Source organism: Bradyrhizobium sp. 157 (assembly GCF_023073815.1).
In the GTDB taxonomy this organism is placed as follows: Bacteria; Pseudomonadota; Alphaproteobacteria; order Rhizobiales; family Xanthobacteraceae; genus Bradyrhizobium.
Map to the genome: position 1 here is coordinate 401,605 of NZ_JADPKF010000091.1, position 11,691 is coordinate 413,295.

General features: G+C 56.6%; 9 protein-coding genes. 3 read left to right on the forward strand and 6 right to left on the reverse strand.

What is annotated here, in order from left to right; translation table 11 throughout:
- Nucleotides 1–453: 453 nt before the first annotated feature.
- The gene (locus tag IVA95_RS28725; RefSeq protein WP_247513534.1) at nt 454–1,278 is read right to left on the reverse strand and encodes an enoyl-CoA hydratase-related protein; all 825 of its coding nucleotides are present in this window, start codon (nt 1,276–1,278) and stop codon (nt 454–456) included.
- Nucleotides 1,279–1,456: 178 nt separating this feature from the next.
- Entirely contained in the window at nt 1,457–2,230 is a 774-nt protein-coding gene (locus tag IVA95_RS28730) for a hypothetical protein (RefSeq protein ID WP_247513535.1), read from the reverse strand.
- A 616-nt stretch (nt 2,231–2,846) separates the two neighbouring features.
- On the opposite strand from IVA95_RS28730, the gene IVA95_RS28735 reads away from it, so the two are divergent.
- Nucleotides 2,847–3,956, forward strand: coding sequence for a M14 family metallopeptidase (locus tag IVA95_RS28735; RefSeq protein WP_247513536.1), 1,110 nt, complete (start codon nt 2,847–2,849; stop codon nt 3,954–3,956).
- 790 nt (nt 3,957–4,746) lie between these two features.
- Nucleotides 4,747–6,177 carry an aldehyde dehydrogenase family protein gene (locus tag IVA95_RS28740; protein WP_247513537.1) on the forward strand — a complete coding sequence of 477 codons (1,431 nt, stop codon included), beginning with the start codon at nt 4,747–4,749 and terminating at the stop codon, nt 6,175–6,177.
- Between the two features lie 448 nt (nt 6,178–6,625).
- Here the strand turns inward: IVA95_RS28740 and IVA95_RS28745 are convergent, their stop codons facing one another.
- Nucleotides 6,626–8,173 carry an acetolactate synthase large subunit gene (locus IVA95_RS28745; protein WP_247513538.1) on the reverse strand — a complete coding sequence of 516 codons (1,548 nt, stop codon included), beginning with the start codon at nt 8,171–8,173 and terminating at the stop codon, nt 6,626–6,628.
- A 62-nt stretch (nt 8,174–8,235) separates the two neighbouring features.
- On the opposite strand from IVA95_RS28745, the gene IVA95_RS28750 reads away from it, so the two are divergent.
- Nucleotides 8,236–8,382, forward strand: a complete 147-nt coding sequence (locus IVA95_RS28750) for a hypothetical protein (RefSeq protein ID WP_247513539.1) — start codon at nt 8,236–8,238, stop codon at nt 8,380–8,382.
- 957 nt (nt 8,383–9,339) lie between these two features.
- On the opposite strand, the gene IVA95_RS28755 is transcribed toward IVA95_RS28750, so the two are convergent.
- The 3 genes from IVA95_RS28755 to IVA95_RS28765 form a co-directional block, all read right to left on the reverse strand.
- Nucleotides 9,340–9,510 carry a hypothetical protein gene (locus IVA95_RS28755; RefSeq protein ID WP_247513540.1) on the reverse strand — a complete coding sequence of 57 codons (171 nt, stop codon included), beginning with the start codon at nt 9,508–9,510 and terminating at the stop codon, nt 9,340–9,342.
- Nucleotides 9,503–9,715: a hypothetical protein gene (locus tag IVA95_RS28760; protein ID WP_247513541.1), complete on the reverse strand. Its 213-nt coding sequence runs from the start codon at nt 9,713–9,715 to the stop codon at nt 9,503–9,505. Before IVA95_RS28760 ends, IVA95_RS28755 begins: the two co-directional genes overlap by 8 nt.
- Nucleotides 9,716–10,572: 857 nt before the next feature.
- Nucleotides 10,573–11,664: an ABC transporter ATP-binding protein gene (locus tag IVA95_RS28765; protein ID WP_247513542.1), complete on the reverse strand. Its 1,092-nt coding sequence runs from the start codon at nt 11,662–11,664 to the stop codon at nt 10,573–10,575.
- Nucleotides 11,665–11,691: the final 27 nt, after the last annotated feature.

The following is an 11,691-nucleotide window of genomic DNA, read 5'->3' on the forward strand; positions in this document are numbered from 1 at the left end:
GCTGATTCGATTCCGCTTCCGTGTGTCAGAGCCGCAGACTGATATTGCAATCAGTTGGGTCCGGACGTTCTATCGGCCGCCCTCCCAGCATTTTTTTAATGCGTGCAACTGACTCGAAGTCCTGATTCGTGCGGCTCGTGTTGGGCATTCATACTATGTTCATGGTGAGTTGCTGATCAAATATCCTCGCGTTAGCGTCGATGCAGCCGACTGCGCGTAAGGCCCGCGCACTGCACTCTTCAACGCCGCGCGCTTCGAGAGCTCCGCCGCAGCAGCGTCACTGCATTCAACTGATCTGGACCCCAGCTCTAGCTTGGGACAAGATTTCTCAAGCGCTTCATAATGCGCCTGAGTTCCATCAACATCTTTTCATGCCTGGCGTCAGGAGGGCCCGCGGCTCATTGATCGATGCTTGCCTACGAAGGTAAGTCGCGTTAACGCACTGCAACCAACTCAACGCCCCTGAAACACGGGCTTCTGCTTTTGCGCAAACGCCCGCACGCCTTCTCTGTGATCAAATGTCAATTCCGTCTTGATCAGGTTCTCGGCCTCGTAGTCCATCGACTCCAGAAGGCCTGACCCGACAGCATGATCCAGATTGTCCTTCATGCAGCTAAACGCGAAAGTGGGTCCCTGGGCGAGTGAAGCTGCAAGAGCAAAGGACAATTCGGCCAAATCCGAGTCGGCCACCACGCGATTGAGCAGGCCCATCGCTTCCGCTCGCCGCGCATCGATGCGTTCGGATAGGAGCATCAGTTCTCGCGCGCGGGAGGCTCCGACCAGTCGCGTCAGCAGCCAGGCTATACCGCAATCTCCCGCCAACGCGACTCTCGCATATGAGGTGGTTAGGATGGCCGACTGTGCAGCAATGCGGAGGTCGCAGGCGAGAGCAAGCGCAAGGCCTGCGCCGGCAGCTGACCCAGGGAGCGCCGCGACCGTTGGCTTTCTCACCGCGAACAGGTCACCGATCAGCCTTCGCTGGTCAGCCCTCAAATCAGTCACGCGCTGCTCGAATGTTGCTTCGGCTGTTGCCGTACTTTGGCCCATGCCTTTTACATCGCCCCCGGCACAGAATGCAGTCCCTGCGGCGGTGATAAGGATGGCGCCGACGTTTGGGTCATCAGCAAAGCGCTTGATCAACTCGACCCAAGCCGCCTTCATTCCTTTGGAAATTGCGTTGCGCGCCTGTGGCCGATTAAGCGTAATAACAGCCACGCGATCACGGATTACTGCAAGCAGGTCATCTGTTCCGGTGTCGATTCTTAATGTCTGCGACATGCTCATAGCTCAATTGTACTTTGCCGCGCATGGGCCATTAACATACGAAGGGACAGCAATAAGCCTTACAGAGCTCGCCGCAATTTGGACCCTGCCCGAAGAGGTTCAAGCCGTAAACGTTGGCGGCCATGGAGCTCCCGGGCATCATTCCTGCTGGCTCCCACAGCCACGGATGGGTTCATCGCACCGATGCAGGCCACGGCTTCGGCCTCACCGGCTGGCTCCGCAGACGCCAATCAACTGGGTACGGGACGAAGAACATAATTCCTCTTTCGCCTTCGTACTTCAGCGGGGTCCCTTTCGGCAGCCAAACCACGTCGCCCAACCTTGCGTCCATTGCACGACTATAGCTTTCGCCCGTGCGAATCCGCATAACTCCACCCAGCGCGACCGAGATCTGATCATATTCTGTCGTCCAGTCGACTGAGCTACCGTTAAAGGTCGCAATCGTAGCGCCGAGCGACTTGCTAATCTCCGGAGTAACGAGGCTACACGTGGATGCATAGCCTCCCGAATAGATTTGCATCTGTGAATAGATCATGTCCGTGCTTCTGAAGTGGTACACGTCGGTCATCGGCTTCTCCCCTTCGATAACCGCGCTGCCTGTTCCGCAATCAACTGGATGACGAGCATAGAATACCTTCGCCTTGTCCCCTTGGTACTTCAAGCGGGTCCCTTTAGTGAGCCAAATTACATCCCCGAACTTCGCTTCAATGACGCGGCTATAGTTTTCGCCGGCTAGAATCCGAAATGTCCCACCAAGGACGATGGCTGTCTCGTCGTACTTCACCCTTCGCTCGATCGAGCAGCCATCGTATATGGCCACGCCGGCATCGATCGTTTTGCTGATTTCGGGACCAACCAATTGGCAACTCTTCGAGGAGCCACTGGCGTCGCCTTGAATTGGCGCAAACACCATGTCATCGCTCTTGAAATAGAGTGCCCCAGTCATACCGTTCTCCCTTCTTGGTCCGGCAACCAGCCTCGAGAGGCATGCAACGAGCTCGTTCATTGCAATCGTTCCAGCAATTGCATCAAATGCTTCGTGCGACCACAGTAAGCCTTTGATGGCGCCGGACGCGAAGGCCTGCACGATAGTTAGCGGCCCTCGCCTTCAAATGATCTCCGCACCAGCAGGCTGCACTGCCGCGGCAACGCGCCGTCCGGGCTTTCGCGCAGCAACTATATTGCATCCACAGGGGCGGCCATATTGCAAAAAGCGGTTCAAAGTGACGGATTTCTGCAAATTACGCTGCGATTTGTTCGGATTTCAGACCTCGATGACTGCATCGCGCTGGAGCTCAGCTGGCGACATTTCCAGCAGAGACCTTTCGGCAGAACCAGGACCTCTGATTGCTTGTCTTCGTTAGAGGAAGATTCCCCTGAATTGCGCTTTCATTCACCAGATTCGGGACCTTAACGCCGAAAAGCTTCGAACTGAATCCGGTAGAGCTTTGGTTCTGATCCGGCAAGGGGATCCGGAGCGGGCCTAACTGACGCAACTGACGGCTACGAATTCGCAGTGGGCCGATGGCGAGCAGCCCCTTCTAACCATGAGTGGAATGCCGATGAATGATGCCATTGTCCACGCAGCAAATAAGCACTTCTCATCGAACTACTTTGAAGCTCGCCAGAAATTTCGGGACTATGTTCGTGACGCCGTGATAGGCGAAGCAGCCGCCTATCCATCGCCGGCCCGCGGACCTCGTGGAGAAGAACTCTCAACGGATGTTGCATGGTTCGGAGATCGAGGCGCTTCGAAAGTCGGAATTCTGATATCAGCGACACACGGCGCCGAAGGATATTGTGGATCTGCAGCACAGCTCGACTGGTTGGCTGAGCGGGGGTACGAAAAGCTGAAATCCGATGAAGCGATGTTGCTGATCCATGCCATCAATCCATACGGGTTCGCATGGGATCGGCGCGTCACGCAAGAAGGTTGCGATCTCAATAGAAACTTCATCGATTTCACGGCTCCCCTTCCTCAAAACGAGGGATATGACGCACTTGCGGATAGTCTGGTGCCAAGTGCTTTGGAAGGGCCTGTTTTCGCGGCCGCCGAGGCAGCAATTGAAAAGTACCGGGCAACATACGGTGAAATTGCCTATCGGAAGGCACGGACCACTGGCCAGTATCGACACGCGACAGGAATGTTCTTTGGCGGCTTCGGTCCTACCGTAGCTCGCGAAACACTCGAGCGGATCGTATCGGACTATAGTATCGCATCGCGTCGGCTAGTCTTGATCGTTGACTATCACACGGGCCTAGGACCGTACGGCTATGGCGAATTGCAGTGCGAGCAGGCCTCGGGCATGTCCGGATATCAGCGAGCACGTGACATATTTGGCCATTCCGTCACGTCGCCAGATCTGGGTACCTCATCGGCTCTCATCCTTAATGGCACGCAGGATGATTACTGGCAGCGGCTCTTGGGTGATCGCCACGTTTACGTCTGCTTGGAGTTCGGAACCTACCCTCCGGAGGTGGCAAGACCGGTCTTGCGCGCAGACCATTGGCTTTACGCGTATCGTCAAACCGAGATCGACCACAAATTCGGGCGCGATATCCGCAAGCGCGTGAAGGAGCACTATTATCCCGACAGAACCGATTGGAAGGAGATGGTCCTATATCGCAGTCGTCAAGTTCACCGGCAGATGATGGAAGGGATGAGCGCGTGAACGCCAGCCAATACCAGCCGGACGCCGAACTTGCGTCAACTCGCTTCTTCAGTAGCGGCGGGAAATGTCTTAGCAATTATTGCTGGTTTGCTTCAACGGAGCTCATGGACTGCTCCACTTTGGCCGATTGCTCTGTGATGTCCGGGTCTTTTCAACGAGCTCGGAAGTGTTCTGACCTACTTGCTCTTTTACTATCTAGCTCCGGCTGTCGAGCTATCGCTGTTGCGCAATTCCAAACCCAAAGCTTCTTGCGATTGACGCCAGAAATCCACAGACAGCGAGGCTCTCCGAGCTCAGCAGCTCAGAGAGAGCGCGCCTAACGTGGCAGGCTGCTCGGCCGCGGCTCTGCAGACATGCCGGTTCTTGCCTTTTCGCGTCATAGCCTCTCCTGTATGGAGATACGATTGATCTTCGGATTTCAGCGCCGTTTCAACGAGTTTGGAGAAAACGCGCGCGACTTGCGCGAGGATCAGCGCTAAGCGACGCTACAAAGAAGATATACGAACAAAGAAGATATACGAGCATCGCAAGCCTCGACAATGCCACGGAGGTGAAGGCCCTGTGAGCCTAGCGACCCTCGATGGCAAGCAGAATGATTCAGGTCTACGCACGAAGTCGGGTCTGCGAGAAGCTTAGCATATGCTGGCGCTAAAGAGCTTGGGTCGGCGACAGGCCGTTGGCCCTCAAAGGGTTCTCATGGGCGCCTTCCTCCCTGAGTCGGGCTTTCCCGTAACGAGAGCGAGCGACCTTCCTTTGAGCGATCTCTTTTAACAAACCACGAGAGGATGACATGGTCAATCGAATGCAATTCTACGTAGATGGCTCCTGGATCGATCCCGTCCTTGTGAAAACGACCTGGACCGTGAATCCGGCAACTGCAGAGGAACTCTACCAAATTGCGCTCGGTTCAAAAGCTGACGTCGACAGGGCCGTGAAGGCGGCCAGGCACGCATTTGAGAGCTTTTCTCAAACCACTCGCGAGCAGCGCATTAGCCTGCTCGCAAACATTATCGAGATCTACAAAGATCGAGTGAAGGAGATCGGCGATGCCATCTCCGATGAGATAGGCGCACCACTGGCCATGGCTGAGCAGATGCAGGCAAATTCAGCCATCGGCCACTTCATAAGCACTCTGGAGGTGCTCAAGCACTACTCCTTTGAGGAGCGCATTGGCAGTACTGTTGTTGTTCGGGAGCCTATCGGCGTGGTTGGAATGATCACGCCCTGGAATTGGCCGATCAGCCAAATTGCGTGCAAAGTAGCGCCCGCGCTCGCCGCCGGCTGCTCGATGATTCTCAAGCCATCGGAATTTGCCCCAACATGCGCGCTGATATTCACGGAAATCCTTCACCAGGCTGGCGTACCGAGGGGTGTTTTCAATTTGATTAACGGTCTAGGGCCCGAAGTGGGCGCGGCCATGAGCGAGCATCGAGATATCGATATGATCTCGTTTACTGGATCGACCCGCGCCGGGATCGACGTTGCAAGTCGGGCGGCCCCAACTGTAAAGCGTGTTAGCCAAGAGCTTGGAGGTAAGTCTCCCTATATTATTCTTGATGACGCTGATCTCGAAAAGGCTGTCTCTGGATGCATTGAGACGATATTCCTCAACTCCGGTCAATCTTGCGATGCACCATCCCGCCTGATTGTGCCGGACTCGAAAATGGAAGAAGTCTCAAACATCGCGAAAACGTTGGCAGGTAAATACCGGGTCGGCCATCCCCGCGCGGCAGGCACCGACATGGGACCCGTCGTAAACCGCGGTCAATGGGAGAAGATCCAAGCCATGATCCAGAAAGGTATAGATGAAGGGGCCACGCTGGTTGCTGGCGGTTTAGGTCTCCCGAACGGCACGGATAAGGGCTTTTACGTCCGGCCCACCATTTTTGCAAACGTCAAAAACGAAATGACTATTGCACGCGAGGAGATCTTCGGGCCAGTGCTTGCGATCATTGGCGCTAAGGACGAGAACGAAGCGATCCAACTCGCCAATGACACGCCATACGGCCTTGCCGGTTACGTATTCTCTGGGTCAACGGAGCGAGCGCGCAAGATTGGCCGTATGCTTCGAGCGGGCAACATATATCTGCAGGGCTCATCCCTTGACCGGGCCGCACCATTTGGCGGGTACAAACAATCTGGCAACGGTCGTGAATGGGGGCGGTTCGGACTGGAGGACTATTTGGAAGTCAAGTCTGTTGCTGGGTCCCTTGAGCGCTGAATTGCGAACTAGAACCGTCGAGCAGGCATCTATCCTGATCCGCCGATTATTAGAGCTTGCAAGCTTTCGAGATTGAATCTCGAGAGCTTGTGATTTTATGATTGAGCGTTCCTTGTCTCGGATAAGCTAAGTAGGGAGCACCGCGCCTGTTGAAGCTCACCGTCGGATCTCAATTCAGCAAAACGTCGATATGACCGCGAAACGAGCCCATCCCGGAGACTCGCCCCTCCCATGGCCATCCACGCATCCGCGAATGACCGCCACGGGATGATCCCCGGGTTTTGCGTCCTCGCACCGTGAGCTGCTGGCGTACAATTCTCCGGAATGCTCTGTCGAGCTGTTCATCGTCCGTCGCGGGCACACTCGCTCTCGCGTGCCGCACTTAGCCAAATGACAAGGGACGGTGGAGTTCAACGCAAAATCGGCCGACGGCCAGGCCATGGCTGGCTTAAGTGACCAGTACTTCAATCAGATATGGTCCTGGCGTCGCAAGTCCACGTGCCACCTCGATATTGAATTCATCCATCGTTGTCACCCGAGCGCCCGGCACACCCATGCTTCTGGCCAATCCAAGGAAGTCGATGTCAGGCCGGCTGAGATCGAGCATATCCAGAGCCTTGCGCCCAACGTTTTGCGCTCCGACGTTAGCCAATTCGTCTCGCAGGCAAGCGTATGATCTATTATTGAACAGCACTGTCGTAATGTTTAGGCCTTCACGCACCTGTGTCCAAAGCGACTGAATGGCGTACATGGCGCTGCCATCCGCCTGCAGGTTCAGCACAGGCCTGTTCGGGCAGGCAATCGCAGCGCCCGTTGCCATCGGCATGCCAAGACCAATCGAACCGCCCATATTTTGGAGCCAAGTGTGTGGCTGCGAAGTCCACGTGGCAGCGAAAAACCCGGCGCCAGTCGAGATTGATTCATCGACCACGATAGCATTTTCCGGGATCAATCCGCCAAGCGATTGTGATAGGCTGGCGCCGGTAATTGGCCCAGTGGCCGGCGACGGCGGCTCCAGCTTCGCCGCCAGGCTCGGAACTGATTGAGCATCCAATTCATCCGCAAGCCTCTCAAGCGCATTCAATGCATCTTCATCAGCACGCGCTAGCGTGAAAAAGCCCGTATCCTCAGAAGCCATCAAACTTGGCTTGTCGGGGTAGGCAAAGAAGGCGACCGGGACGCGGCTGCCCACCAGAACGACGTGCTTAAGTCCCGCAAGTGTGGCACGCGCCTGGTCGACTGGGTACGGAAGGCGATCGACCGGAACGCAACCAGCGCCACGCTCGATGCGGCCAACAAATGTTTGCGCCATGATTTTCGCACCAGTCTTGGTACATATGCGCCCCGCCAGATCAAGGCCGCGCTGTCGCAACGCGAGACCTCCTAGCAGCATCATTGACGGCTTTCCGGAACGGAGTGCCTTGGCAGCATTCTTAATGCAATCCTGCGAAACACGTGCTCTTTCTTGCGCCTGGGGCACAGCTACGGGGCCACTGCTTTCATTCCAGGCGGTATCGGCAGGAAGAATAAGGGTTGCCACCTGACCGGGCGAGATTCGCGCAGCTGCTATCGCGGCGGCACCATCAGCCGCAACATGCCTCGCGTCCGGCGAGGTGCGGACCCAGCCCGAGAACGGCCTTGCTGCACCCTCAATGTCTGAAGTGAGTGGTGCATCATAGTTGCGGTGGTAGGTTGCGTGATCTCCCACGATATTGATTATTGGCGTAGACGCTTTGGTGGCGTTGTGCAGGTTGGCGAGGCCATTCGCCAGCCCTGGCCCAAGGTGAAGCAGGGTGGCGGCCGGCTTTTCGGCCATACGCGCGTAACCGTCCGCAGCTCCCGTAGCGATTCCCTCGAAGAGCACAAGCACGCAGCGCATACCATCGACGCGGTCGAGAGCAGCGACAAAATGCATCTCGGACGTCCCTGGATTTGCGAAGCAGGTGTCAACTCCGCCAGCAACCAGTGTACGGACTAGACTTTCAGCGCCGTTCATTGACGTCGTTTCCTTGTAACCTAGTCGCACACCGTCTTCGCGCATCTGCAAATCGCAGGCTGTTGACTCTGAAGACGGATGATCGTGCGGCGCGTGCCATCGAGCTGCTGGAAATTATCGGGGCGGGCGAGTTGAATGCGGTGAGTCCGTTCGGCAGAACACCGATCGCTCCGCAATCCTACCCGGCTCTTGAAGCCGCGTTTCCCTGACTAGCGGTCTCTATTACCGATTTTCTGCGGCCAATTCCGTGAGTGCGATGTTTTAATGCGATCGGCCAGGGAACAGCTTGCGAGCTCGCATTTCTCGAGCCAAGCAATCACCAGGATCACCGACGCGCGCATGCCATCATCCTGGGCTCCACATTGGCGCAAGGAATGACGTACCGAAGCAGACCCTTGCTGCGGTCCGTTCAACAGCCGTACAGAGACGCTCGAATGTCAGTGTGCGCTGCAGCACGCCACCTTACTTGCCCCAACCTGTTCGTCGATCACCGCTATGCGATCGGCGCTATTATCAGAACCAGCGCGACCAACTCGCTGATCGCACTGCAGCAAGCGGCATCGTCACAACGAATCTGCTTCCGAAAACAGCAGGCAGCCCGGCGCTAGGTCCAATCGTTGATGAGCCCGCAGGAGTTTGCCGTCGACTGCGATAAAGCTTATTCTGCCACCACGCGGGCCAGCGCTCCTGGATGTGATCCGCATTGGTGTTGCCGTCCCGGCTTTTCGCCAGAAACCCGGCCGTGTCTTCGAAGAAGTACTTCGAAGTGTTCTCCGGATTCACGCTGACCTGCGAGCTCAGATCGGCTAGCAAGTACTTGAGCAAATATGTATTCGGCCGGTGATAGCCGGTACATGCGCCCAGCGGCCGCGATCTACGCGCAGTTCAACAAGGCAATCAGCCTTCGTGCGTTCGCGGTATTTGGTACTACTTCAAACAGCTGCGTGGCCGTAGGTCAGGACAGCTCCCTCGGCATGAATTTGATTGGCGCTCCTTGGCGGATTGCAGCTCTACACGGTCCTTGTAGATGATGCTCATTGTCCACCCGCTTGATCAGACGCTGATACGGGTCCACCGCCGGCGCTCCGCGAGTTGGAAATGAGCGGCTTGATCTTGGTGATGTCGCAGAATGCGCCATCGAGCTTGTCGAGGGTGAGCGGCCAGATCTATTTGTGTGCGACACCGGCGGCGATAACTGCAAACTGCATTTTAGCCTTAGCGGTGGAAGAGAACAGCCCGCGCGGGCCCTGGCGCTTCTTGGCGTCCCAAGGGTTTGCCGCCTCCTTCTGGAAAGCGAGCTGATCATAAGCGAGCACGAACGCGCTCGTTTCATTCATGACCGCGTCTTTGCATGCGCGGGCGTACCTTGTCCCTGAGGTTATACTCGAGCACGAACATTCCCGCATGGTGCATTCCGCGATAGGTCATTGGTGCCAGATAGGCAATGTCTCGATGGACGCGCTCAGCCTCGTGCATCTCTTTGACCCGGGGCTCAGCGAGTTCGGCAACTACATCCACGACCTCCATTTCTGTCGCCTTCATAAACAGCTCGTAGCAATCTCGCCGAACGCCGCCCGTAAAAGAACGTGCCCACTGAAAACTTCAACTTCGCTAGTTCGGCAAACTTTTCCTGTGCCCAAGCGCTAGTGTCGTCCGTCAGGAACGGCAGGCTCAGCAAGGCCGGCGGTTGATGCAGCAGTGGCCGGCGGGTCACGCCGCAATATGAAGTGTACTCACAATTCAGCTTGGACGTGGAATTCCTCTCTTGCCGAAGCAAAACCGATTCTTTCGAGCTCACGGCTCAGACGGCGCGCATATCGTAGAGAGCTAGGCGGCAAACGAACGTCGGCGGGCTAGGTCGCGTTGACCATGTCTCGGGCGCGGATGCCCGAGGTTAATGATAGCAACCGCGCATTCAAGGCTGAGGAAAGAAGCAAGCTCTCTACTGTGAGCGCCGTGGTTCGACTCGCCGGACCAAGATGTAGGTGTGTCGACGCCTAAAGATCGACTAAAGCCGCTTGGAGAAAGGCGCACTTCTGCAACATCAGAGGCGATGCCTCGGACTTCAACCTGACGCGATCGCGCGGGCCAGGCGCAACTAGCTGAGCGATATGGAGCGGGTTGCTTGCGCCCCGGCGGACGCATCTCACCCTAGGTGGCATTGTTCATCATCGCGGTTGGCAAGCGGCTCGTAAACTGGAAGCTGATGATCGCCGAGGCTCGCTCGGGTGCCATGGGCATCGTGAAACTTGCCCACAACCGTTCAACTGGATAACAACGGAACAGATAAGAAGTTGAGCAGACGTCCCCAAAACGCTCCGAGACAAGGGACTAAGATGCTGCCAGATAACAACAACTGCCAGATCCAGGACGCTTTGGCGTGCAAGCTGTGCTGCAAGCTATTCCGTCAAAATGGTTGCATCGTTCGCGGCCCACGAGGCGACGCATGGATCGCCGACGTCGGGCATTGCCTCAGACGATACGTTCAGCACCTTCGACGTCAGTTGCAATCCAGACTCGCTACGGAATTCGAGGGTAGTCGCATCGCCAACGAAGGTCATGCCCGTGATGTGCCCGTGAATCCCGCCGGACGATCTGGCGAGCCTCTTGTCGAGATGCAAATGCTCCGGCCGCAGGCATAGCGTTGCATCCCTGTCCGCACCAGACCATGGCTGAGCAGGTAGGATTTTGTCAGCAGGACCGTGCACGATGCCGGATTTGAGCTTAACTGGTATGAGATTGACCTCACCGACGAAACCCGCCACGAACAAGTCGGCCGGCCTGCAATAAATGTCCTTCGGCGCCGATACCTGGCGGATCCGCCCCTCGTGCATTACCGCGACACGGTCGGACATGGCGAGCGCCTCATCCTGGTCGTGCGTAACGTAGATCATCGTCTTGCCCACCTCCTTGTGCAGGGTCTTGATCTCGTTCCTCAGATGCTCGCGCAGTTTCTTGTCCAGCGCGCCCAAAGGTTCATCAAGCAGAAGAACAGGCGGATCGAAAACCAGTGCGCGCGCTATGGCCACGCGCTGCTGCTGGCCGCCCGACATTTGGTGGGGGTAACGCGAGGCGAAGGCGCCGAGGTGCACCTGATCGAGGATGCGACGCACCCGAGCTTCGATCTCCACCCTTGCTATACGCCGCATCCGAAGCGGATAGGCAACGTTCTCGGCGACTGTCATGTGCGGGAACAGCGCATAGTTCTGGAAGATCACGCCGAGTTCGCGGCGGTGAGGCGGCAGGCGCGTGATGTCGCGCTTGTCCAGCAGAACCTGACCGCTGTCGGGCATCTCGAAACCAGCGATCATCATTAGTGTTGTTGTCTTTCCCGATCCGCTCGGTCCAAGAAGCGAAATGAACTCGCCGGGCGAGACGGAGAGATTGACTTCGTCGACGGCCATCGCGCTACCGTAACGCTTCTGCAGGTTGTGCAGCGCAATGCCTCCGGTTCTCACATCAGTGCCGCTCACGGTCGCTTTCATCAACATTTCAGCTCCCTAGGGATAAATTCGTCG